Here is a 24168-nt window from a genome sequence, read left to right on the forward strand (position 1 = left end):
GGCATGAACGTCGAGGAGACCGAGGACATGGCCCGGTACATCCTCGACGTCCGCGAGGAGCTGGCCGTCCCCCGCGCTACCTGCACAGCTTCGACGAGGCCGAGCTGGAGGGCGTGATCGGGGCGCGGTGCCGCGACCTGGCCATGCACGACCCGGCGCAGGCCGTGTTCGCCGAACAGCACATCCGGCGCGCACTGGAGCTGCGAGACCCGTCGAAGGTGCGCAACCGCGCGTTCGACGTGATCGGACTGGCGCGCACCAAGATGGTCGCGGGAGACCCGGAGGCGGCGTGCGGGTTGATCAACGAGGTCCTGCCGACGGCGGCGAAGCTCTCCTCGGGGCGCGTGCTGCGCAAGCTGGAGGACTTCGCCAAGGAGGCGGCCACACACCGCCACATCCGCGCCGTTCAGGAGACCCGCGACGCGATCAGAGCGATCCGGACGGCCTGATGCGGGTCGGGATCACCGGACACATGAACCTGGTGCCTGAGTGCGTCCCGGCAGTGCAGGCCGCGATCACCGAGGTGCTCGAACGGCTCGGGCAACCCGTGGTCGGCGTGACGTGCCTCGCGCCGGGCGCCGACCAGGTGTTCGCGCGGGCGGTGCTGGACCTCGGCGGACAGGTCGAGGTGGTGCTGCCGGCGCTCGACTACCGGGACAAGCTCAAGCCCCACCAGGTCGCCGAGTACGACGAGCTGCGCGCGGCCGCCACGGTGGTCAGCGTGCTGCCGCACATGACGTCCAACCGGCTCGCCTACGTCGCCGCGAACGAACGCATCCTCGCGTCGGTCGAGCTGTTGGTGGCGGTGTGGGACGGGGTGGCGCAGCAGGGCAGGGGCGGGACCGCGGACGTGGTGGAGCAGGCGCGGGCGTCCGGGGTGCCGATCGAGGTCGTGTGGCCGGCGGAGGCGCGCCGCAAGTCCTAAGCAGGGCCGAACGCGAGCATCGCCGTGGTACCGCCGACGATCTCGCCGCGGGCCGGTTCGAGCGCCTCCCGTGCCGCCTCGGCGAGCACGTCGTCGTCGAGCAACGCGGCGATGCGTGCGGTGATCCACCACAGCACCTCGTAGTAGTGGTCCGCACGCGGCGTGGGCAGCGACGCAGCAGCACGACGGGCTGCGGCGACGTCGCGACCCTCAAGGTGCATCAACGGCAGTCCCCACGGCCGATACGGCCCCCAGTCGAGCGAGCCGTCGACCGGTAGTCCCATCGACAGCAGCGCCAGCGGCAGGAACCCGGCCTCCACCCCTGGCATGGATGACAGGTCCAGCGCGCGGTATCCGGCTTCATCCGGTGCGCGCATCAGCCGGAACCCGTTCGTGAATACGCGTACCAGCGGCGCCTCGTGAGTCTCGGCCAGCTGTTCTGCCACGAGGACGTGCCGCTCGGCCGCCGCGAAGTCCCCCACCGCCGAACACGCCTGCAGCGCCACGAGATGGCCGAGGATCTCGTACGCCGGCAGGTCGTGCCGAGCAGACACCTCGATCAACTCGGAACCGATCACACCGCGCTCCGCGGACTGCCCGGGCCGCTGGAACGACTGCATGAACCGCGCGTTCAAAGCCATCACGAGCAAAGCCGGATCACCCAGCGAACGCGCCAGCTCCTCAGCTTCCTGAGCCGCCTCCAGAGCCCAGGCATCACGCGTGCCCCGATGCTCCACCGCGAGAGTGGCCAGCACCCGCGCGCGCAACGCACCCTCAAGGCGCGGCAACACGCGCCGCCCCACCGAGACCAACTCCGCAGCCTGGACCGGGTCGTCGCTCACGGTCCAGTTCGCCGGCACGTCGTATGCGGTCAGCACCCGAGCCGTGAGCAACGGATTGCCCAGCCGATCAGCTTCAAGAACCGCCGCGAACCGCTGGGACTGCGCCAGCGCCAAGCCACCCGTCAACGCCGCCTCGCCGGCAACCACACTCGCGGACCTCAACTGCGCGTAGGAGCCTCCCCGAGCCACGGCATGACGCAGGATGTCCGCCTCGGCGCGGTCAAGATCAGGCGAAGCATCCAACCCGAGACGAACGAGCCGGTCGCGCGACGAACGCAGCACTCGAAGCGCTTCGACCTGCCGCCCGTCCTGGAACAACGCGTGCGCCAGCAGCACCTGAGCCTTCTCCCGCCACGGGTGCGCAGCAGCGAACGCGGCCAACTCCCCGACCAAAGCCGCCCCACGGCCCGCATCGAGCAAGGCGCGCGCACGCAGCTCCAACAGCCGAGCGCGCTCCTGCACCACCCACGGCGACGACCCCAGATCGGCGTAAGGCTCTCCCCACGCGACCGACGCGGGATCAGCTTCGAACCGCCACACATCGACGTCGGAAACCCGCAGCGCGTACCCACGACCAACCGTTTCGATCGCCGCAGACCCCAAGGCCGCCCGCAGCTCGGACACGAAAGTCCGGACCGCCCCGACCGCACCCACCGGCGGGTCGTCCCAGAGGTCGGAGATCAGCACGTCGAGCGACACAACGCGCCCACCAGCCGCCACGAGACGACCGAGCAACTCACGGCGCCGTTTGCTGCCCACAGCTACAAGACGACCATCGGTGCCGACGACCGTGACCGGCCCAAGCACCCTGATCTGCACGGACGTGGATGCTAATCGCCTGCTGATCAGCCCGCCCGATGCTGGGTCGCATGCACCTGAACACGCAGATCACCGGTGAAGGCTCGCCGATCATCCTGCTGCACGGCTTCCCGCAGACCCACCTGATGTGGCGCCACGTCGCCCCGAAGCTCGCCGAACACCACACCGTCATCTGCCCCGACCTGCGCGGCTACGGCGCCAGCGGCAAGCCGCGCACCGGTTACGACAAGCGCACCATGGCCCAGGACGTCATCGATCTGGCCGACGAGCTCGGACTCGGCTCGTTCGCCCTGATCGGCCACGACCGAGGCGTCCACGTGGCGTTCCGCGCAGCCCTCGACCACCCGTCCAGGATCAGCCACCTGGGCCTCCTCGACAGCGTCCCGGCGATCGACACCTGGAACGTCCTGCACGGCCGCGAGGCAGCCGTGGCCTTCCACCTCTACCTCATGGCCCAGCCGAGCGACCTGCCTGAGCAGCTCATCACCACCAGCTCAGACGCGTTCTTCGGCCACTTCCTCGACGTCTGGTCGAAGAGCCCGTTCCCCGCAGACATCAGGACCGAGTACCTCAAGGCCGCCCGCGACTCGATCCCGTCGATCATCGAGGACTTCCGCGCCCTGGCGACCATCGACGTCGAGCACGACCGCGAAGACCTCGACAAAGGCAACAAACTCACCATGCCGGTGGCCGTCATGCAGCAGGACTGGGGCACCCAGCTGGGCTTCGACCCGACCGAGCTCTGGCGCAAGTGGGCCACCGACCTCCGCTTCACCACGACGCAGGCCGGCCACTTCGTCGCAGAGGAAGCACCGGACGAAGTCACGAAGTTCATCAGGGACCTCGTTGCTCCGGTTGAGGGAAGTTCGTCGGCAACCGGACCAACTCCGCTCACTGGTCTGGCCGCGGAGGGGGTGTGTTGATCACGATTTCGGGGCATGGCAGCCGAACCGTTCGCCCGCTTGGCCGACCGCCAGCACGCGTTGCGAACAGCATTACGCGCACTTCAGGCCGCAGGCCCCGGCAGCCCTGACTTCCCCGAGCTCCTGGCCGAGACCGACAAAGAGGTCGAGGCGGTCATGCACGCCCGCCGTGACGTCGAGGCCGCCCGCCTCACGGTGCCGAACCGGGCGATCGCGGCGGGCACGGCCATCGCCGCCCTGATCGCCGTCATCGGCTGGTTCGACGGCTGGTCGCTGCTGTCCGTCGTGCTCGCCCTGGCCGTCGCCGCGGCCGTCCTCGTGGACCCGGTCGGCCGGATGATCTGGGAACCGCGCGCGAGGACCGCGGCGATCGTGGCGGCGCTCATCGCCGTGTTGCTGACACCATTGGCACACGGCTGGGCGGCGCTGGCCGTGCTGGCGGGCGTCGCGTGGTGGGCGTGGAGGACGCTGCGATGATGGACATCGACCCGGTCAAGGCGCTCGACGGCAAGATCGAGCGGCTGAAGAAGGACCTCAAGTCGCTCGGCAACAGCCTCGACAACGCCCAGACCGAAGCCGCCCAGCAGCAGCTGAGCACCACGAACCAGCTCCGCGACACCACCCGCAAGCTCGCCAAGACCAACGAGCGGGTCACCGAGCTCGCGGACAGCGTGCACCGGCTCGAACGGCTTCTGGTGGCGCTCAACAGGAAGGTCCGCGCGGGCGAGACGCAGAAGGCCGACTTCGACACCTGGCCGGAGATCGAGAAGTCGCTCATCGCCAGGATCCTCGCGGGCCAGGAAGCCTACGCGCGCAAGACGTTCACGCCGCAGGAAGCCAAGGACACCCGCAAGGCCATAGCCGACTACGACAAGGCCGCGCTGGCGGCCATCGACGCGGCCGAAGCGCTCACGACGTTGCCACCCAACGCGGAATCGTTGTGGCGCAAGAAGTACAAGCAGTGGCACACGATCACCCGCAAGCAACGCCCGGACGCACCTGACGAGAACGGGCACGCCAAGGACACCGCTGCCAAGTCAGCGGGAAACGAGGCCGTCGCGGAGGCACGCGAGCTGATCCGCACCCGCATCGAGGACGCGGTCGCTCAGGACCTGCTCTTCCCGGCGTGGTTCGAGAACATGCTCGGACCGGCCGCACCGCCCGGCAAGGCGGACGATTGGCTTTACACCGCAACGGATGTCGTGTTGTACCGGCTGCTGCACGACGTCACCAGCCCGGCGAGCGCGCTGGGCTCGGCACCCCAGGAACAAGGGCACCGCAGAACCCTCCACGACCGCCTGATCGTGGAGTGCGCGGACTACCGCAAGGCGTGAGCGATCACCGGACAGGGCGCCTCTGTCCGGTGAAACTCATGTGTTAAGCCAGCTCAAGGCTGAACCGCTGCTTTTCGGTGTCCACCATGAGGACCTTCACCTGCACCGAGGAGCCGACCTCGGCCTGCTGACCGTGCAGCAGCCCGTGGGCACCGGCGGGGTGCTCGATGAACGAGCCGAACGGCACGGTCGAGACGACCTTGCCGGAAAAGACATCACCAACGTTGGGAAGCATTGCGCATCACCTCCTCTCCAAGCGCGTTGTCCCAGAACGAGATCACGCGCGGAGCTGGAGGGGCCCTGATCAAGTCAGGGCCGGGCAACCGTTCCGCTCACGGCACAAGGCCGACCCGGCAGTCATGCCGCAAACATTAGCCACCACAGGCCGTTGTCCGCAATGGAATCTAGACTTCCTCACATGCTGGAGACGTCCGCACGGCTGCTGAAGCTCCTGTCCCTGTTGCAGGTGCGGCGCGACTGGACGGGCCCGGAGCTCGCCGACCGGCTCAGCGTCGACGTCCGCACGATCCGCCGCGACGTCGACAAGCTCCGCAGCCTCGGCTACCCCGTCACCTCCCTGCCCGGCGCGGCGGGCGGCTACCAGCTCGGCGCCGGCGCCGAGCTGCCGCCGTTGCTGCTGGACGACGACGAAGCGGTCGCCGTGGCGGTCGGGCTGAGAACTGCCGCGAACGGCACGATCGCGGGCATCGAGGAGACGTCGGTCCGCGCGCTCACGAAGCTCGAACAGGTCCTGCCGAGCCGCCTGAGACGCCGCGTCCAGGCACTCCAAGCCCACACCACGCCTCTCACCAGCGCGGGGCCGACCGTCCACCCCGAGACGCTCACGATCATCGCCGCCGCCTGCCGCGACCACCAGCAGCTCCGGTTCACCTACACCCCAACGCAAGGCGGGCCCGGCAAGCGGCTCGTCGAACCCCAAGGCCTCGTGCACACCGGCAAGCGCTGGTACCTCGTCGCGTGGGACGTGTCCAAACAGGACTGGCGCACCTTCCGGGTCGACCGCATCCCCGACCCGCCGACGCTCGCCGCCCGGTGCACGCCTCGTGAGCCGCCGGCGGAGTCCCTGGGCGAGTTCGTGTCCCGCCAGGTCTCCACGAACGTCTACACCTACCAGGCCGTGCTCACGGTCCACGCACCCATGCAGGCAGTCGCGGAACGCTCGTCGCCGATGTCGGCGGCGCTGGAACCGATCGACGACAACTCGTGCCTGATGCGCACCGGAGCCGACTCGCTCGACCGGATCGTGTTCCACCTGATGTTCCTGGGCCTGGAGTTCGACGTGCACGAACCGCCGGAGCTGCGCGACCACGTCCAAGCCATCATCGGGCGCTTGCAGAACGCGATTAGAGTGCAAGGGTGACAGTGGACTTCGCCCAGGCGGCCGACCCGTTCCGGCGGGAGCTGCTCGCGCACTGCTACCGGATGCTCGGCTCGCTGCACGACGCCGAGGACCTGGTGCAGGAGACGTACCTGCGCGCGTGGAAGGCGTACGACCAGTTCGAGGGCCGGTCGTCGGTGCGCACCTGGCTGTACCGGATCGCGACGAACGTCTGCCTCACCGCGCTCGACACCCGCACGCGCCGGCCGCTGCCGTTCGGGCTCGGTGCGAGCTCGACCGAGAGCGACCCGCTCACCCAGGACCACGAGATCCCGTGGCTGGAGCCGTTCCCGACCGACCCGGCCGCGATCGTCACCGAACGCGAGTCCACCCGGCTGGCGTTCGTCGCGGCGCTGCAGCACCTGCCGCCGCGGCAACGCGCGGTGCTGATCCTGCGCGACGTCCTCAAGCTCACCGCCGCCGAGACCGCGGACCAGCTGGACATGACCGTCGCGGCCGTCAACAGCGCTCTGCAACGGGCTCACGCACAGCTGAAGGACCTCAGCGAGGACGAGGTCACCGAACCCGCCGATGCCAAGCCGCTGCTCGACAAGTGGGTGAAAGCGTTCGAGGCCAAGGACATCCCCGCGATCATCGGCATGTTCGCCGAGGACGTCGTCTGGGAGATGCCGCCGTACCCGCAGTGGTACAGCGGCCCCGAGATGATCGCGTGGCACCTCACGAACCAGTGCCCGGCCGTGCCGCACGGCGCGCGCATGATCCCGGTGCAGGCCAACGAACAGCCCGCGTACGGCCTCTACCTACGAGAAGAGGACGGTGTGTTCCGGCCGTTCAACCTCCAGGTGCTGGAGGTGCGGAACGACCGGATCACGCACGTCTCGTCGTTCTTCGACCTCAGTCTGTTCCCGAAGTTCGGGCTGCCAACGACGGCATGAACTCGGACCTGTCGAGTGGCCGGTTCACCACGCGCATGTCGCCGATCCAGCCGTACAACGACTTCTCCACGATCTTGTTGTACGCGTAGGCACCGACGAGCCACGGGTCACCGGCAGTCGAGATGCCGCGCGCCGGCGTGGACGGGTTGCGCAGCAAGGGCGAGCCGTCGACGTACAACGTGGTGTGCACGCCGTTGTTGACCACCGCGACGTGCCACCACGTCTCGTAGGTCATCTCGTGACCCCAGTTCGTCGACAGCCCCGGCAGGTTGCGCGGGAACACCGCCCACTGCAGCGAGCCACCGCCCGCGAGGTTCAGCGTGGCGATCGGCTCGCTCGGGTCGTCTCCGGTCTTGCCCGCGGCCGAACCGGGCGCGAGCTTCGTGAACAGGCCGCACCACGGGTGGTCGAAATCCTTGGGCAGCTTGAGGAACAGCTCGATCGTGTAGCCGCGCTCGAACGTCTGCTTGTTCAGCGGCGCACCGTCCACAGTGCTCAGATAGCCGTTCTTGCCGAAGAACAACGAGCGATGTGACGGCGCGAACCGGTGGTGATCATCGGCCGCTGTCAGCGTACCGGTCTGCTTCAGGTCGTTCCCGTTGCCCGACAGGTCCTTCAGACCTTCGCCGAGCCGCCAGTAGGCGACGGTGCCGGCAACCAGGACGTCGCGAGCGGGCTGAGCGGGAGGCAGCACCGGCGGGTCGAACCGCGCGAACCGCTGCTCGAAGTCGATCGGCACGCTGAACCGGTCGACCGGCCCGGTCAGCTCGATCTCCTTGCGCTCCAACGGGTTGAGCGACCGTTTGCCGAGCAGCCACGGCGACAGCGTCCGCACGTCGATCGTCTTGCGGTCGAGGTCGAAGTGGTAGAGCCGGATCATCGCGCCGCCGCCGTAGTAGCGGTCCTGGTAGTTCGTGATGTGCACGTGCACGTCGTTGCCCGCGGTGTTGCGCATCGTCGCCCGCGCCGGCGGCCAGAAGTGCCCGTTCAGCGTCAGGAAGATCTGGTCGTTGTCCTTGATCAGCTCGTCCCAGAGCTTGCGGCCGTAGTCGGACATCGTCGCGTTGCCCTCACCGCCGTCGTAGACGAGCTCGTGCGTGGTGAGGATGACCGGCAGCTTCGCGTGCTGCTTCAGAACAGACCGAGCCCACTCGAAACCCTTGGCGGACATGCGCCAGTCCAGCGCCAGGACCAGCCACTCCTTGCCGGCGGCTTTGAAAACGTGGAACGAGTTGTAGCCATCAGTGCTCGCACCGCGGAACGTCGGCGAGTTCCGGAACCGTGAAGGACCGAACCTGTCCAGGTACGGCGTGCGGCCGCGCTGGTCGTCGGTGCGCGAGTCCGGCAGGTCGTGGTTGCCCGCGAGCACGCTGTACCCGACCCGGCGCCGGTCGAGCACCTCGAAGCGCTCGCTGATGTCGTCGATCTCGCTCTTCTGCCCGTTCTCGACGAGGTCGCCGAGGTGGCTGATGAAGACGATGTTCTCGGACCGCTGGTGGTCGATCAGGTACTGCAGCGTCGCCTTCAACGGCGCCGAGTCGCCGCGGTCCAGGTCGAACATGTACTGCGTGTCCGGGATCACGGCGAGCGTGAACCTGCGCGCCTCCGGGTCCGGCCTCCCCCTGACAACGATGTCAGCCTGGGCAGAACCGGGCGTGACCAGGGCGGCAGCAGCGGCAGTCGCACCGGTGCCGAGCAGGAACGAACGACGGGACGCAGTCATGGCGCGGATCGTAAATGCGCTCCCCCAACACCAGGCGAACGCCAAACGAACCCTCGCTCGAACCGCACGCGGGGAGCTTTCGTTTGCTCTGACCACACGCGGGGACCCCGCGTGCGCCAGAAGAGTACGAAAGGTCCCCGCGTACTCGATAGCATGGCTAATCATGTCGTGGGGGATTGCGGCTGCTGGGCTGGTTGTGGCGCTCGGTGGGCTGTTGCAGGGGTTGATCGGGTTCGGGCTGGCGTTGGTCGCGGTGCCGTTGATCGCGCTGCTCGACCCGTCGCTGCTGCCGGTCCCGGTGCTCATGGTCGCGACCGCGCACGCGTCGATGTCGCTCGCGAGAGAGTTCAGCCACGTCGACTGGCGTGGTGTCGGGTGGGCGATGCTGGGACGGTTGCCGGGCACGGTCGTGGGCATCCTGATCGTCGACGCGCTGGACCCGAAGGGCTTCGGACTCGTGGTCGGCGGCTCGGTGCTCGCGTGCGTGCTGCTGTCAGTCACCACCTGGCGGCCGCAGCCGGAACCGAAGTCGCTGATCACGGCCGGGTTCGCGAGCGGCTCGTTCGGCACGGCCACCGCGGTCGGCGGCCCGATGGTCGCGCTGCTCTACCAGAACCAGGCAGGCCCGCAGGTCAGGGCGACGCTGGCGGCGTTCTTCGTGCTCGGCTCCGGCGCGTCGGTGATCGGGCTGCTCGCGGCCGGGCAGGTCACCGCGCACCAGCTGTGGACCGGGCTCACGCTGATTCCCTTCCTGATCGCGGGTTTCCTGTTGTCCGGACCGTTGCGGAAGCGGTTCGACGCGGGAGGCATCCGGACACCCATGTTGATCGTGGCGGGAGCGAGTTCCGTCGTGCTGATCGTGAGGAGCGCATTGCTGTGAACTGGGGGACGATCATCGTCGGGGCGGTGCTCACCGCACTCGCTCTGATCAACGACCAGCAGCACTGGCTGCCACCGCTCCAGCTCGCCGGGCTGGCGATCGCAGTCCTGTTGATCGTCGTGGCGCCAAAGCCCGCCTGGGTCGCACTGGTGATCGCCGGCATCACCGCGCTCTCGCTGCGCTCCGTGGTTCTGATGGTCAACTTCGAGCACGAGAACGACTTCTGCCTCAACGGCGGCGCCCTCTGCAGCATCGACATCCAGCGCGGCTGGTACTCGGTGGAAGAGCCCTACGCCCCCTTCGACGCCAAGTATCTCTTCGAACTGCCGGTGATTCCGGCATGGCTGATCGTCCTCGGCGTGCTGGGCTGGGCGATCCGGCGCCGCAGCTGGCGGACGGCCGTCGCGGGCGCGCTGTACGGCGTCGCGGTCGCGACGACCCCCTACTACGCCCCGATCGTGCTGTTCGCGGCCGCCGCGGCCGCGATCGGGCCGCGCAAGGACGTCCGCTACCTGGCAGGCATCGGGATTCTGATGTTCGTGTTGATGGATCAGCACCAGCCGTGGTCGGTCGTGGCGACGATCTTCGCGATCGTGGCCACACTCGCACTGGGAATCTGGGCGCTGGCCCGGAAGGACGGCGTCAACGGCGTCGTGGCGCTGGCATCGCTGGCCGCGGCCGCGGTGTCGCCGTTGCTCAGCGCGGCGGTGCTGCTGGTCGCGTCGGCGATCAAGCAACCGCTGTGGTTCAAGCTCCTGCTCGGTGCGATCGGCCTCGTGGTCTTCGACGTCGTGATCGCGGCCCTGCACAGTCCCACCGGCACCGGGCAGATGATGTGGATCGACGCCAGGAACGCGCCGGTGAAGCCGCCTCTGGAGTTCTCAGCGTGGCAGATCCTGGCCGGCGTGCTCCTCATCGGTGCCGCGGTGGCGGCGCTGTACCAGCACCGCCACCGCGTCGGTTCGATCAGGCGAACGGCTGAACGTTCGGCTGGAAAACCGAACCGCTGACCGGCGCCTCCAGCGTCAGCAGGTACTTCGCCACCGCCGCGTCAGCCCCGGCCGCGCGGCCCAGGATGCAGTGGCCGAACGAGTCGACGCTGATCAGCCGCGCGTTGCCGAGCTCCTTGGCCATGCGCTGCGCGAACAGGTGCTGCGTCGCCGGGTCGTAGTAGTTGCCCACGACGACGACCGGGTTGGGCGTCTTGCGGTTCCACGGGCCGATCCAGCGGTCCGGGTTGCGCGTCGGCCAGGTCGGGCACGTCATCAGGTCGGACGCGGCCTGGTAGCGGCCGAACGTGGGCGACTCCTTCTCCCACTTGGCGGCCGTCTGCTCCCAGAAGCGGTTGGTGTGGGGGAACGGCTTGTCGCTGCAGTTCACCGCGTAGTACGAGTCGTCGGCGGTGTACGGGGTGTCCGGCAGCGGATCCACGTCCCAGCGACCGTTGCCGGTCGCGGGCTGCGGAACGTCCACAACGGACTGGGCGCTGAACGCCGCGGCGGACGCCTCCGCCGGGTTGAGGGCCACGTGGACCTTCTGCAGCCACGGCACCAGCGTGTTGATCCGCGCGACCGTGTACAGGTCGCCGGCCACGCGGCCGATGACGGTGTCCAGGCCGACCGGGGCGGCTTCGCCCGGCACCGTGACGGGGCCGTTCTTGCGCAGCGCCGCCTTGATGTTCTCGAACTTCTGGCGGGCGTTGCCGGCGAACGCGCACTTGGCCACGCCGACGGAGTCACAGCGCTTGAGCATCGCGTCGAGCGAGATCTCGAAGCCCTGCGCGCGCTCACGGTCGTACTCGGTGCCGTTGGTCAGGCGCAGCTGCGGGTCGACGTTGCCGTCGATCACGATCGCGCGCGACTTCTGCGGGAAGATGTTCGCGTACGTCGAGCCGATCAGCGTGCCGTACGAGAAGCCGACGAAGTTCAGCTGCTTGTCGCCCACGGACTCGCGCATGATGTCGAGGTCGCGCACGACGGCCTCGGTCGACATGTGGTTGAGCAGCGGACCGGCGTTGATCTTGCAGTAGTCGGTGTAGGCCTTCGACTGCTTGAGCGAGCTCGAAATCTCAGCCTTGGTGATGGGCAGGGAGTACCAGCCCTCGTTCACCGCGTTGGCCTCTTCCTGGGTGCGGAAGCAGCGCAACGGGTTGCTGCGAGCGACCCCGCGCGGGTCGAAGCCGACGACGTCGAACCGGTCGAGCACCGGCGGCTGGAAGTAGTTCTTCGCCACGGCGCCGCGGATGAGCCCGGAACCGCCGGGGCCACCGGGGTTCAGGAAGATCGTGCCGATCTTGTGCGCCGGGTCGTTGGCCGGGCGCTTCATCATGGCGATACCGGTCTTCTCACCGCGCGGGCGCGAGTGGTCGACGGGCACCTCCTGGGTGGCGCAGGTGAGCCGGGCCCGCTCCTCGGGCGTGACCGAGGCGGGCAGACCGGCGAGCACGTCAGCCGCGCACTGCCCCCAGGCAGCGGGTCTGACGGCAGATGCTTCGGTCTGGGCACTCGCGGTGCCCAGACCGGAAACGACAGTGCCGAGCACGAGCGCGCTCGTGAGCACTGCACGCGTGATTGCAGAGGATGACGTCACGCGTGCAGCCCATCACTGACGGTGCAGCGTTTGTACCCGTCGAACGGAGGGTTGTGCCGGATCAGGCGAACGGCTGGACGTTCGGCTGGAACACCGAACCGTTCACCGGCGTGGTGAGGTCGACGAGGTAGCGGGTCACCGCCGCGTCGGCACCGGCGGAGTCACCGAGAATGCAGTGACCGAACGCGTCGACGCTGATCAGCCGCGCGTTGCCCAGTTCCTTGGCCATGCGCTGCGCGAACAGGTACTGCGTCGCCGGGTCGTAGTAGTTGCCCACCACGACGACCGGGTTCTTCGTGTTCCGGTTCCACGGGCCGATCCAGCGGTCCGGGTTGCGCGTCGGCCACGTCGGGCAGGTCAGCAGGTCCGAGGCGGCCTGGTAGCGGCCGAACGTCGGCGACTCCTTCTCCCACTTGGCCGCCGTGGTCGCCCAGTTGCGGTTCGTGCGCGCGAACGGCTTGTCGGTGCAGTTGACCGCGTAGTACGAATCGTCCGCCGTGTACGGAGTGTCCGGCAGGACGCGCACGTCCGCGCGACCACCGAGGTTGTTCAGCACCGGAACGTCCACAACGGACTGCACGCCCAAAGCGGCGGCCGACGGGTTCTGCGCGACGTGGATCGACTGCAGCCATGCGGTGAGCGCCTTGAACGTCGACGGGCTGTACAGGCTGCTCGACGTGCGGCTGACGACGTCGGTCAGCGTGACCTGGGTGCCGCCGGGCAACGTCGTCGGGCCCTTGCGCAGCGACTCGCGGATGTTGTCGAACTTCTTGCGGGCGTCACCGGCGAACGCGCACTTCGCCACCCCGACCGTGTCGCACCTCCGCAGCATCGCGTCCAAGGAGATCTCGAAGCCGCGAGCGCGTTCGCGGTCGTACTGCGTGCCGTCGGTGAGTCGCAGGTGCGGGTCGACGTTGCCGTCGATCACGATCGCGCGCGAGCGGTGCGGGAAGATGTTGGCGTAGGTCGCGCCGAGCAGCGTGCCGTACGAGAAGCCGACGTAGGTGAGTTGCCTGTCGCCGACGGCCTCACGCATCACGTCGAGGTCGCGAGCGACGGCTTCGGTCGACATGTGGTTGAGCAGCGGACCGGCGTTGATCTTGCAGTAGTCCGTGTAGACCTTGGACTGCTTGATGGAGCTCGCGATCTCGTCCTTGGTGATCGGCAGCGCGTACCAGCCGGTGTTCACCGCGTCAGCCTCTTCCTGGGTGCGGAAGCAGCGCAGCGGCGCGCTACGGCCGACACCGCGCGGGTCGAAGCCGATCAGGTCGAACTTCTCCAGGATCTCCGGGGTGAAGAAGCTGGAGCCGTACGCGCTGTAGATCAGGCCGGCGCCACCGGGGCCGCCGGGGTTGATGAACAACGAGCCGATCTTCTTGGCCGGGTCACCGGCGGGGCGCTTCATCATGATGACGCCCGTCGAGTCCCCGCGCGGACGCGAGTGGTCGACGGGCACCTCCTGGACGGCACAGCTGACCTTGTCCCGTTGGGCGGCGGGGATTTCGGCGAGCACGTCGGCCGCGCAAGGCCCCCACGCGGCGGGTCTGACCGAAGCGGCCTGGTTCTGCGGCTGGGCTGACGCAGTCCCCAGGCCGGAAATGACAGTGCCGAGCGCGAGCGCACTGACGAGCGCGACGCGCACGGCACGCGTTGATGCAGGAGTGGACGTCATCGATGCAGCCCATCACTGTCGATGGGCCGCCAGTACCCGCCTATCGGAGGGTGTTCGTCTCCTTACACCGCTTGGGCGAGCGAAACGGCGAACCTTCCTTCGGAGTCGGTCCACCAGCGGTGCAAGGAAAAGCCGCCGTCTTCGAGCTCCTGGCGCACGCCTTCCTCGCGGAACTTGGCCGACACCTCGGTCCGCAGTTCTTCACCTTCGCGGAACTCAACGGTCAACCCGAGATCCGCGAGCGTCACTCGCATGGCCCGCTTGGCGCGCAGGCGCATCTCGATCCACTCCTGCTCGGCGTTCCACAACGCCACGTGCTCGAACGCGTCGACGTCGAAGTCGCCGCCGACCTCACGATTCAAGACGTTCAACACATTTCGGTTGAACTCGGCCGTAACGCCCTGCTCGTCGTCATATGCCCGGACCAACGTCGCGGGGTCCTTCACCAGGTCCGTGCCGAGCAGCAGCCACTCCCCCGGCTCCAGCACGTCGCGAACCGTCCGGAGGAACTTCTCCCGCTCCTCCGGAATCAGGTTCCCGATCGTGCCGCCCAGGAACGCCACCACGCGCGGCGACTCACCGGGGAGCAACGAGAGGTGCTGCGTGAAGTCGCCGACCACGCCGTGCACGCGCAGTCCCGGGTAGTCCGCCATGATCGCGTGCGCGGCCTCGGTGAGCGCCGACACCGAGACGTCCTGTGGCACGAACTCCTGCAACGTGCCGTGCTCGCGCAGTGCGCTCAACAGCAGCCGCGTCTTCTCCGACGAGCCGGAACCCAGCTCCACCAACGCGTGCGCGCCGGTCGTCGCCGCGATCTCGCTCGCCCGGTCGGCGAGCACCTCGCGTTCGGCACGCGTCGGGTAGTACTCGGGCAACCTCGTGATGTCCTCGAACAACGCGCTGCCCACCGCGTCGTAGAACCACTTCGGCGACACCCACTTCGGGTCCGCCGTCAGCCCCGCGCGCACGTCGGCACGAAGCGCGTGTGCGGCGTCCTCCGGTTTGAGATGAACGTCCAGCACCGGCTCGGTCATATCGGTCGAACCTCCACAGTGGATGGATCCGCGGTGACCACGTGCCGGTCGGGGATCTCCCGCCAGCCAGGGTCGTCGTCAAGCCTCTCGGACGCGATCGTCACGCCCTGCGCCTTCTGCAGCACCCACAGGGCGTGTGTCCACGTTGTCCCCGCGAGCGTTCTTCCGTTGGTCAGCAAGAAGTTCAGGCGCGACTTGGGTGCCGCGTCCGCTACCTCTTGCACGAGTTCAACAAGCGCCTGCGCTGGGTTCTTCCCGGTCTCCAGGCGACGTCTGAGCACCGTCCACAACAGTGCGGAGTCGGTCGGTGCGTCCATCGTGAGCAAGTCGGTGACGTCCAAGGTCTTCGCCAGCCCGGCCACCGTCCCGGGCCAGCCGTCGACGCGTCCGTTGTGGCTGAACAACCACGTGCCGTCGGTGAACGGCGCGCACGCCGCGTCCGACACCGGCATGCCGGCGGTGGCCGACCGCACTGCCGCCAGGAAAGCCGTGGATTCGGTGCTCGCCAGCTGCCGCAGGTTCGGGTCGCTCCACAACGTGCCCGCGCGCCGGTACCGGACCGGACCGGGGAACCAGCCGACGCCGTAGCCGTCGACGTTCACGGTTCCGCCGGCCCGCATGTCGGCAGGCGCGTACGACTGGTGCTCCAGCGAGTGCGGTGCGTCGTAGAGCATGCTCGCCAAGGGCACGGCGGTGCCCAGGTAAGCCAGATGGCGGCACATCGGGCTAGGCGTCCCTGGCGCAGCGGAAGCCGGCGAAGATCTGCCGTCTGATCGGGTAGTCCCAGTTGCGGAAGGTAGCCCTGATCGCGGACTTGTCGGTGCCGAACGAACCTCCGCGCAGCACCTTGTAGTCCGGTCCGAAGAAGACCTGCGAGTACTCGGCGTACGGGAAGACCTCGAACCCCGGATACGGGCCGAAGTCGCTCGACGTCCACTCCCACACGTCGCCGATCAGCTGGTGCACACCCGCGCTCGACGCACCTGCCGGATACGCCCCGACCGGCGCCGGGCGCAGGTGGCGCTGGTTGAGGTTCGCGTGCTGCTCGGTCGGTTCCTCGTCACCCCAGGGGTACCGGCGGGTCTGCCCGGTCTCCGCGTCGAAACGGGCCGCCTTCTCCCACTCCGGTTCGGTCGGGAGCCGCTTGCCCACCCACGTCGCGTACGCCTGCGCCTCGTGGAAGCACACGTGCACAACGGGTTCGTCCGGCACGATCGGCTCGGTCACGCCGAACGCCGTGCGCACGAACGAGTTCCCCTCGCGCTGCCAGAAGCGCGGCGCGACCAGCTTGGCCGTCGTCCGGTGTTCCCAGCCCGCATCCGTCCACAAACGACGGTCGTCGTATCCGCCGGCCAGCACGAACTGGGCGTACTCGGCGTTCGTGACCGGTGTGGTGTCGATGAAGAACGAGTCGACGTGGACGGCGTGCGCGGGACGTTCGTTGTCGAGCGCCCACGGTTCGTCCGACGTGCCCATTTCGAACGGTCCGCCCGGGATGAACGCTTCCGTTGCGGGTACGAGGTTTCCGTGCGGCGGCTGCGGCGCGTGCAGGACGGGTTCGCCGGTGCGCAGCTGGTGCGTGGCGAGCATCGTCTCGTCGTGCTGCTGCTCGTGCTGCACGATCATGCCGAACGCGAAGGCGTTCTCGACGAGCTTGCGGCCCTCCAGCGGCACCTTCTCCAGCACGTCGAACACCTTGCCGCGCACGTCTCCCACGTATTGCCGGGCCTCGCGAGGGTTCAGCAGCGGCAACTCGGGCCGGACGCTGCGGGAGAACTTGAACGCGTCGTAGTACTCGTCGATGTCACTCCGCACCGGTTCGCGACCGCCGACGTCGCGAACGAGCCAGAGCTCTTCCTGGTTGCCGATGTGCGCCAGGTCCCAGACCAGCGGCGACATCAGCTTGGAGTGCTGCCGGACGAGATCGTGCTCGTCGACGGCGTCGGTCAGGGCGGTGGAACGCGCGCGCGAACGCAACAGTTCCTCCGCCACCTGCTCGCGGAGTTCTTCAGTCACAGCTTCCCCTCAAGCTCCGAGCTGATGGCGCTGATCTGGTCAGGAGAGAGTCCGGTGCGGGGCAACGCCTCGATACCAAGGGCCACAACATCTTCGGCCGCACGAGCGATGCGTTCGTCCGCCATCCCGTGCCGCGCGGCGACGAGCCACCGCCCGGCCGCCCGTTCCGTCGCCGCCAGCACACCGTCCACCACGGACGGATCGCTGAACAGCGCGACGAGCAGCGCACTCGGCGCGATCCACCCGCCGGGCGCGGGTGTGTCGAGGTATCTGATCTCGATGTACCCGCGCGGTCTGACCGGCGGGAACATCGTCGTCATGTGGTAATCCAGGTCGTCGCTGGTGGGGCTGCGTTCGAGTGCCCCCTCGATCCAGTCGGCAAACGTGAACCTGCGCGGCGGAATCCAGCTGGGACTCGGCCCGCGCACGACGATCACCGGCGTGTCGACGACTCTCTTCGCATAGGCCTGGGCCGGATCGGCGCACACAGCACTGGGTCTGGTGCGCACGGGATCCGTGCCGTAGAGCGTCCGCATGCGCGCCGACGCCCAGTCCTGATGCATGCCCCCGATGCTCGGCGAGTTCGCGAACATCGCGATCAGCACCGGCCCGAGCTGGTGCACCGCGGCCCACCGGTCCCGCAGGTGCTTCTCCTCGCCGAAGTCGAGGCACACCTGCAGCCCGGCCGTGTTGCACATCATCGCGATGCCGTCGGCGCCTACGTCGTTGAACGCGTGCTCCATCGCCGCATACCTGGGCACCTGCAGCATGCGCGTGGGATGTCTGTGCAGGTCAGCGCCTCGGTCACCGAGCACGAGACCGTGGTCCGCCAACATTGCGGTGAGATGGGAGATGTCCTGGGCGACCGTGTCGAAGAGGTCCGGGAGGCTGGCGCAGGGAGGGGTGGAGATCTCGACCTGCCCGCCCGGTTCGACGGTCAACGGGGTGCCGCTCGGCAGCGGCCTCTGGGGGCTGTCCGGAACCAGCGTGGGCGGCGCGTGCTCTCCGAGAGCCGCGGCCAACCGGTTCCTGTCCAGCGTCTGACCTGGGTCTTCCGCGTGATGCACGGTCCATTCGAGCTCGACGCCGAACAGCCTCGGTGGCCCGTGCTTGAAACAGACCGAGGCCACGTAAGCCTCGGCCTCGGCGCGGTCGGCGAACCTCACCGGCGCCGGTTCGTTACGCAACGCAGTCACGCTGCCACACTCCCCGTGATCGAATGGCGCACTCGACGCTACACGCGGGGTCTGACAGTTGCACGCCCTCGCACACCCGCAAATCCTTACGGATCAACGACGTCGCCCGTGCGCACGCGTGCGCGCAACGGGAAATGTGACCGAGGCGATCCGGTTCGGAGACCGGACCGCCCCGGCCGCCGAACTAGGGCTTCGCCGTGGAGAAGCCGGCCAGCTTCGCCTGACCCACCGCCGCCTTCTTGGCCGCGGCCTCCACGTCGGCGACCTTCGAGTTCTTGTTCACGCCCGGCAGCTTCGCCACCTTCACCGCGTAGAGCGTGAACTCGTACTTGTGCTTGGAACGCGGGCAAGGCCCGAAGAACTGCTCGTTCACGGACGCGTTGCCCATGGCGCGTTGGTGAGCGCCCTTCAGCTCGGGCTCCACGACGTCGTAGCCCTTCTTCAGGCCCTCGGGCAGGCCGGCGGCGGTGGCCGGGATGTCCCAGGCCGCCCAGTGCTTGCCCCCGTTCGACGTGTCGATGAAGACCAGCGCGTAGGAGGCGGCCTTCACGTCGCCGCCGGTCCAGGCCAGCGGCGGGGAGATGTCGTTGCCCGCGCCGTGGTCGCCGGCGCACGAGTACTTGTCCGGGATGTTGCCGTTGTTCTTGTAGGCCGTGCTCGTCAACGCCAGCGGGGCCGGAGCGGCGACTGCGGGAGCGGCAACAGCCAATGCGGCCAATGAGAGCGCGGCCACGAAGAATTTACGCACGAAAGAACCTCCAGTTGAACGGGCGGCGGAGGTTTCTGACAACAGACATATGACCACATATAGGTGACCGATGCAATACGGCGAGTGAGCATTCGTGTACTACTCTCCGCGATGAGTTCGCGTATCCGCCGCGTGAGCAGAGCCTTTTGAGACGCGTTCACAAGGGAGAACAATGCGGAAATTCCGGATCGGACTCGCCGCCGCAGTTGTGCTATCGGGCCTGAGCACACCTGCACAAGCCGCCGAGGACACGTTCATCGTGGTCCTCAGGGAGCACATCCTCACCGCGAACGTCACATCTCAATACGACGTGCACGTCCGCCACACATATTCATCGGCGCTGAACGGATTCTCGGCGACGATGACTGCGCGGAAAGCCGCGGACCTCGCGAAGAACCCGAACGTCAAGCTCGTCCAGCGCAACCAGACGCACACCATCAACGACGCGCAGAACAACCCGCAGGCCTGGGGGCTGGACCGCATCGACCAGCGCAGCCTGCCGTTCGACCAGACCTACTACTACTCGACGGACGCGGCCAACGTGCACGCGTACATCGTCGACACCGGCATCCGCGCGACGCACCAGCAGTTCGAGGGCCGCGTGAAGGAAGGCTTCGACGCCATCGACAACGACACCAACCCGGACGACTGCCACGGCCACGGCACGCACGTCTCGGGCACGGTGGGCGGCAAGGACTACGGCGTCGCCAAGAAGGTCACGCTGCACGGCGTGAGGGTCCTGGACTGCAAGGGGTCCGGCACGACCGAGCAGGTCGTCGCGGGCATCGACTGGGTCACCAAGAACGCGCAGAAACCCGCCGTGGCCAACATGTCCCTGGGCGGCGACAAAGACGACGTCCTCGACGCGGCACTCAAACGCTCCATCGAGTCCGGCGTCACGTACGCGGTCGCGGCGGGCAACAGCAACGGCGACGCGTGCACGCAGTCGCCCGCGCGAGAGCCGTTGGCGATCACGGTCGGTGCCACGGCACGCGACGACAGCCGCGCCTACTTCAGCAACTACGGCACGTGCCTCGACATCTTCGCGCCCGGCCTGGGCATCCTGAGCAGCTGGAAGAGCGACGACACGGCCACGCTCAACGCATCAGGCACGAGCATGGCGTCCCCGCACGTCGCCGGAGCAGCCGCGCTCTACCTCGCCAAGAACCCCACAGCCGCTCCGCAACAGGTGCACGACGCACTCGTCAGCCAAGCCGCCAGTGACAAGGTCACCAACCCTGGCCCCAACTCCCCCAACAAGCTGCTGTTCACCAACCACGGCATCATCCCGCCGCCTCCCACCCCCGGCTGTGGCCGCAAGTCCAACGAGAACGACGTCGAGATCCCGGACGCCGGCGAGCCGATCAGCACGGTGATCCGGTTCGCGGGTTGCAAGGGCAAGGCGCCCGCGAACACCAAGGTCGAGGTGACCATCAAGCACAGCGCCCAGGGCGACCTCAAGGTCGACCTCGTCGGCCCTTCCGGCAAGGTCTACCCGCTCAAGGCCAACGGCACCGGCACCACGCTCAAGCCCGTCTACACGGTCGACCTGACCACCGAGACCAAGAACGGCGACTGGTACCTCGTGGTCCGCGACCGCAGTGAAGGTGACACCGGCATCCTCGATTCCTGGGCCATCACCCTGCCCAAGAAGTAAACAAAAAGGCGGGGCCCCGCAGGAGGCCCCGCCTTTCTCTATTCAGTCATCACGCCGCGGCGTTCGACTGAGCGCGCAGCACCGTGTTCGCGGTGGACGCGTTCTTGATGGCCGTTTCGATCTGAGCCATCGTCGACGACGAGGTGATTCCCGGAACAGTTGCGGTGTTCAACGCGTACAACGTGAACGTGTACGGGTGAGTGGAACCACCCGGGCACGGCCCGAAGTACTTCAGCGCATTCCCGCCACTGCCCATCGCCTTCTGCTTCGCCCCGCCCTGGTTGGGCACGTTGAAGCCGGCACCGAGATTCTCCGGCAGCGAACTGGTCGCACCGGGAATGTCCCAGATCGCCCAATGCAGTTTGTTGCCGCTGTTCGCCTTGTCCGCGAACACGATCGCGTACCCGGCAGCACCCGAAGAAGCACCCCACGCCAGCGGCGGGGACGGATCCTGACCTGCCGTGCCGTCACCGGCGCAGGTGTACTTGGCGGGCATCATCGCGTTGTCCGCGAACGCCGACGACGTCAGCTTGAACTCGCCACCGGGCGGGTTGCCGCCCGAGTACTGGATGTCGATCAGCAGGATGCGGTCGTTGTTCGCCGTGCCGTCCTTGTCCGTCGACGTCGTCAGCCAGATGTCGCCGTCGTGGTCGACCTCGACCGTGCGCAGGCGGTTGTAGGTGCTCTGGAAGTACACCTTCTGGTCGACGAGCGTGTCACCGTCGATCCGCATCCGGTAGACGCGCTGACCCACCGTGGTGGCCACGAACACGTGGTCGTTGATGATCGTCAGACCGGAAGGGGAAGCCTGCGACGTCGACCAGGTCTTCTTCGGCGCGATGGTCCCGGAGCAGCTGCCCTGGGTGCCCTCGCACTGCGGCCAGCCGTAGTTGCCGCCCTTGACGATCAGGTTGACCTCGTCCTGCGACGAGTCACCGAACTCGGCCTCCCACAAGCGACCCTTCGAGTCGAAGTCGAGGCCCTGCGGGTTGCGGTGCCCCTTCGACCAGACGGCGTTGCCGAACGGGTTGTCCGACGGGATCGAGCCATCGAGGTTGATGCGCAGGATCTTGCCGTTGAGGGAGTTGTTGTTCTGCGGGTTGTTGTCCGGGTTCTGCGCGTCGCCGACGGACACGTACAGCTTGCCGTCGACCGGGCCGTAACGCAGGCGGCCACCGTTGTGGTAGCGGTTCTTCGCCAAGCCCTGCAACAGGATCTGGTACGTGTTCTGCACCAGCGCGCCGTTCTCGTACTTGATCCGGATGACGCGGTTGCCCTCGGACGCCGTGTGGTAGACGTACAGCCAGTGGTCGGTCGCGAACGACGGCGAGACCTCCAGGCCGAGCAGGCCGCCCTCACCGTTCGTGCCGACAGCCTGGCTGATCTTGCCCGCCAGCGTCTTCTGGCCGCTCTTGGTCAGCCGGTAGATGTTGAACGTGTTGCGCTCGCTGAACAACGCGGAGCCGTCGGGCAGGAACACCACGCCCCACGCCACGTCGACACCGGACGCGATCGTGGACACCGCACCGGGGTCGGGCGTACCCGTGGGCCCACCGGGCGCCGGGGTCACCTTGATCTCGTTGGAGAACCCGGACTGGTTGTTCTTCGCGTCCTTGGCGAGGATCTTGAACGCGTACTCGGTGCCCGTGGTCAGGCCCGCGACGGTCGACGAGGTCGCGTTGCCGTCAGCGCTCTGCCGGTACGCGCCGTTGACGTAGATGTCGTAGCCGGTGACGCCGATGTTGTCCGTGGACGCGTTCCAGGCCAGGTCGACGGAGGTCGCCGACTTGCCCGGCGAGCGCAGGTTGCCGGGAACCGAGGGTGCCTCGTTGTCCGGCGGCGCGGGCTGGGTCTTGCCGAGGACGTTGTTCGACGCCTGCGAGACGTTGTTGGCCGCGTCCTTCGCGAACACGGTCCAGTCGTACTCGGTGTCCGGCTGCAGGCCGGTCGCGGTCGCTTCGAGCACGTTGCCGACGCTCTTGACGTGCTGGCCGTGCTGGTAGATCTCGTAGCCCGTGACCCCGATGTTGTCCGTGGCCGCTTCCCACTTCAGCGAGACCGTGGTGGACGTCGACGAGACGAACTGCAGGTTCTTCGGCGGGGTCGGCGGTTCGTTGTCCACCGGGCCGAGCCGGACCGCGGAGATCTTGTCCGCGTTCGGGCCGCCGTTCGCGGTGGTCGCGGTCGCCTTGATCTTGTTCGCGCCGGCCTTCAGCGTCACCTTCGCGGTGCGCGTCTGCCACGTCGTCCACGCGCCGGTGCCGGGGAACGACACGGTCTGCGCGGCGCCACCGTCCACGGTCACCGAGACCGGGCGGTCGACCGTGGTCCCGTTGGCGTACCGGAACGTCAGCTCGTGCTCGCCGGCCTGGTCAGCCGTGATCGTGTACTCGACGAACGAGCCCACCACGTTGTCGTAGTTGACGAATCCGGTGCCGGAGTACCCGGCGTGGTTGGACTCGACGACACCCTGGCCGATGGTCGCGTTCTCCGCTTCCTGCTCCAGAGCGGGAACGGCGTCGATCTCCTCGACCTCGACGTAGTCCAGGTTCGGGCCGCCCGTGGCACCGGTGGCCGTGAGCTTGATCTTGTTGGAGCCCGCGTTCAGGGCCACGGTGTTGTCGACCGACGTCCACCCGGTCCACGTGCCGGTGCTCGCGAACGCGCGCTCGTCGACCGCGAGGCCGCCGTTGACGCTCACGTCGACCGGACGGTTGTCCGCGGTTCCGTTGGCGTAGCGGAAGACCAGCTTCGCCTGCCCGCTCTTCGCCGCGTTGACGGTGAACTCGACCGAGCTCCCCGCGACGTTGTCGAAGTTGACGAAACCGCTGCCCGAGAACCCGGCCCAGTTGGACTCGACGACGCCCTGCGAGATCGTCGCGCTCTCTGCTTCGTACCTGGCGGGCGCCGCGTAGGCGCTCTCAGATACCGACATCACTGCGATGGTTGTCGCGAACGCAACACCCATCGTGCCGAGCGCGCGTAACGCCCGACCTCTACTCGGTGCCACTGTTGTGCCTCCCACAAGACGGGTAGGGGGATCACTCTTAGCGGCGGCGGAATTCACTTATTGAATAGAAAGTTTCCTGTCTGTCGCGCAGATCACACCATCGCATGACAACCTCTGTCAATCCCCGGATCGAAGTGCGGGAAAGCGCTTACCGGAGGCCGTGACACCGTCCGTTACAGGTCCCGGTTCTGAGCCAGTGCGGCGATGAGATCGGCGACCGTGCGGCTCACGAGCAGATCGACCAGGTGGACGCCTGTGGACTCACGTCGCTGCCACCCGAGGCGCTCCGCGAGCGCCGACAGCTTGACGATCTCCTGCGTCTCCATGGCGGAGCAGACTATTGGTGGGAGCGCGCACGTCGGCACAGGCCCGGCCGATGATCCACACGAAAGGATCATGGCTGAGGATCCCCCGGGAAGACCGCCCAGGAAGATCACACTGATGGAGCCGTCCAATCCGTACGTACGGATTGGATTTCCCGCCCCGGCCCTGCGACCATCTACAG

Annotated in this window: 22 protein-coding genes; 10 read left to right on the plus strand and 12 right to left on the minus strand. The window is 67.6% G+C overall.

Annotation, left to right across the window (positions count from 1 at the left end; all coding sequences use genetic code 11):
* The first annotated feature begins 113 nt into the window (after positions 1-113).
* A complete protein-coding gene (locus tag ABZX92_RS21015) occupies positions 114-449 on the plus strand; it encodes a hypothetical protein (protein WP_355561756.1) in 336 nt (111 codons plus the stop codon).
* 23 nt (positions 450-472) lie between these two features.
* A complete protein-coding gene (locus ABZX92_RS21020; RefSeq protein WP_355561759.1) occupies positions 473-925 on the plus strand; it encodes a hypothetical protein in 453 nt (150 codons plus the stop codon).
* On the opposite strand, the gene ABZX92_RS21025 is transcribed toward ABZX92_RS21020, so the two are convergent.
* Positions 922-2586, minus strand: coding sequence for a BTAD domain-containing putative transcriptional regulator (locus ABZX92_RS21025; RefSeq protein ID WP_355561761.1), 1665 nt, complete (start codon positions 2584-2586; stop codon positions 922-924). The two genes, ABZX92_RS21020 and ABZX92_RS21025, sit on opposite strands and share 4 nt — an antisense overlap.
* 50 nt (positions 2587-2636) lie before the next feature.
* Here ABZX92_RS21025 and ABZX92_RS21030 point away from each other — a divergent pair, with 50 nt between their 5' ends.
* Genes ABZX92_RS21030 through ABZX92_RS21040 form a run of 3 tightly spaced genes read left to right on the plus strand, consistent with a single transcriptional unit; the run spans position 2637 to position 4843 of the window.
* Positions 2637-3509 (plus strand): alpha/beta hydrolase, encoded by an 873-nt coding sequence (locus tag ABZX92_RS21030; protein WP_355561764.1) that lies wholly within the window; start codon positions 2637-2639, stop codon positions 3507-3509.
* A gap of 15 nt (positions 3510-3524) precedes the next feature.
* Positions 3525-3986, plus strand: coding sequence for a hypothetical protein (locus ABZX92_RS21035; protein ID WP_355561767.1), 462 nt, complete (start codon positions 3525-3527; stop codon positions 3984-3986).
* Entirely contained in the window at positions 3968-4843 is an 876-nt protein-coding gene (locus ABZX92_RS21040) for a hypothetical protein (RefSeq protein WP_355561770.1), read from the plus strand. The genes ABZX92_RS21035 and ABZX92_RS21040 overlap by 19 nt, the downstream gene beginning before the upstream one ends.
* Positions 4844-4886: 43 nt before the next feature.
* Here the strand turns inward: ABZX92_RS21040 and ABZX92_RS21045 are convergent, their stop codons facing one another.
* Positions 4887-5078, minus strand: a complete 192-nt coding sequence (locus ABZX92_RS21045) for a S1 RNA-binding domain-containing protein (protein WP_355561772.1) — start codon at positions 5076-5078, stop codon at positions 4887-4889.
* A gap of 183 nt (positions 5079-5261) precedes the next feature.
* On the opposite strand from ABZX92_RS21045, the gene ABZX92_RS21050 reads away from it, so the two are divergent.
* Both ABZX92_RS21050 and ABZX92_RS21055 read left to right on the plus strand, forming a co-directional pair.
* Complete coding sequence (locus ABZX92_RS21050; RefSeq protein ID WP_355561775.1) at positions 5262-6224, plus strand: YafY family protein; 963 nt, start codon at positions 5262-5264, stop codon at positions 6222-6224.
* Positions 6221-7138, plus strand: a complete 918-nt coding sequence (locus ABZX92_RS21055; RefSeq protein ID WP_355561778.1) for a sigma-70 family RNA polymerase sigma factor — start codon at positions 6221-6223, stop codon at positions 7136-7138. Before ABZX92_RS21050 ends, ABZX92_RS21055 begins: the two co-directional genes overlap by 4 nt.
* On the opposite strand, the gene ABZX92_RS21060 is transcribed toward ABZX92_RS21055, so the two are convergent.
* Complete coding sequence (locus tag ABZX92_RS21060) at positions 7098-8861, minus strand: LamG-like jellyroll fold domain-containing protein (protein WP_355561781.1); 1764 nt, start codon at positions 8859-8861, stop codon at positions 7098-7100. The two genes, ABZX92_RS21055 and ABZX92_RS21060, sit on opposite strands and share 41 nt — an antisense overlap.
* Before the next feature lie 163 nt (positions 8862-9024).
* Between ABZX92_RS21060 and ABZX92_RS21065 the strand changes: the two genes are divergently transcribed.
* Together ABZX92_RS21065 and ABZX92_RS21070 are read left to right on the plus strand one after the other, a co-directional pair.
* Positions 9025-9741, plus strand: coding sequence for a sulfite exporter TauE/SafE family protein (locus ABZX92_RS21065; RefSeq protein ID WP_355561783.1), 717 nt, complete (start codon positions 9025-9027; stop codon positions 9739-9741).
* Positions 9738-10751: a hypothetical protein gene (locus ABZX92_RS21070; protein ID WP_355561785.1), complete on the plus strand. Its 1014-nt coding sequence runs from the start codon at positions 9738-9740 to the stop codon at positions 10749-10751. The genes ABZX92_RS21065 and ABZX92_RS21070 overlap by 4 nt, the downstream gene beginning before the upstream one ends.
* Here ABZX92_RS21070 and ABZX92_RS21075 read toward each other — a convergent pair.
* From ABZX92_RS21075 to ABZX92_RS21105, 7 genes are all read right to left on the minus strand, one after another.
* Positions 10708-12300 carry an alpha/beta fold hydrolase gene (locus tag ABZX92_RS21075; RefSeq protein WP_355561787.1) on the minus strand — a complete coding sequence of 531 codons (1593 nt, stop codon included), beginning with the start codon at positions 12298-12300 and terminating at the stop codon, positions 10708-10710. The genes ABZX92_RS21070 and ABZX92_RS21075 overlap by 44 nt on opposite strands.
* 91 nt (positions 12301-12391) lie before the next feature.
* Positions 12392-14002, minus strand: coding sequence for an alpha/beta hydrolase (locus ABZX92_RS21080; protein WP_355561790.1), 1611 nt, complete (start codon positions 14000-14002; stop codon positions 12392-12394).
* A gap of 62 nt (positions 14003-14064) precedes the next feature.
* On the minus strand, positions 14065-15036 hold the full coding sequence (gene egtD, locus ABZX92_RS21085) for an L-histidine N(alpha)-methyltransferase (RefSeq protein WP_355561793.1): 972 nt from the start codon (positions 15034-15036) through the stop codon (positions 14065-14067).
* Positions 15033-15758 (minus strand): ergothioneine biosynthesis protein EgtC, encoded by a 726-nt coding sequence (gene egtC, locus ABZX92_RS21090; protein ID WP_355561795.1) that lies wholly within the window; start codon positions 15756-15758, stop codon positions 15033-15035. Before egtC ends, egtD begins: the two co-directional genes overlap by 4 nt.
* Before the next feature lie 4 nt (positions 15759-15762).
* Positions 15763-17052, minus strand: coding sequence for an ergothioneine biosynthesis protein EgtB (gene egtB, locus ABZX92_RS21095; RefSeq protein WP_355561798.1), 1290 nt, complete (start codon positions 17050-17052; stop codon positions 15763-15765).
* Positions 17049-18248, minus strand: coding sequence for a glutamate-cysteine ligase family protein (locus tag ABZX92_RS21100; RefSeq protein ID WP_355561800.1), 1200 nt, complete (start codon positions 18246-18248; stop codon positions 17049-17051). Before ABZX92_RS21100 ends, egtB begins: the two co-directional genes overlap by 4 nt.
* Positions 18249-18432: 184 nt before the next feature.
* Entirely contained in the window at positions 18433-18996 is a 564-nt protein-coding gene (locus ABZX92_RS21105) for a YbhB/YbcL family Raf kinase inhibitor-like protein (protein WP_355561803.1), read from the minus strand.
* A 172-nt stretch (positions 18997-19168) separates the two neighbouring features.
* Here ABZX92_RS21105 and ABZX92_RS21110 point away from each other — a divergent pair, with 172 nt between their 5' ends.
* Positions 19169-20653, plus strand: coding sequence for a S8 family serine peptidase (locus ABZX92_RS21110; protein WP_355561806.1), 1485 nt, complete (start codon positions 19169-19171; stop codon positions 20651-20653).
* A 49-nt stretch (positions 20654-20702) separates the two neighbouring features.
* Here the strand turns inward: ABZX92_RS21110 and ABZX92_RS21115 are convergent, their stop codons facing one another.
* On the minus strand, positions 20703-23588 hold the full coding sequence (locus ABZX92_RS21115) for a PQQ-dependent sugar dehydrogenase (RefSeq protein WP_355561808.1): 2886 nt from the start codon (positions 23586-23588) through the stop codon (positions 20703-20705).
* A 248-nt stretch (positions 23589-23836) separates the two neighbouring features.
* Positions 23837-23989: a hypothetical protein gene (locus tag ABZX92_RS21120; protein ID WP_355561811.1), complete on the minus strand. Its 153-nt coding sequence runs from the start codon at positions 23987-23989 to the stop codon at positions 23837-23839.
* Positions 23990-24168 lie beyond the last annotated feature (179 nt).

It is taken from the genome of Lentzea sp. NPDC006480 (assembly GCF_040611995.1).
GTDB lineage: Bacteria > Actinomycetota > Actinomycetes > Mycobacteriales > Pseudonocardiaceae > Lentzea.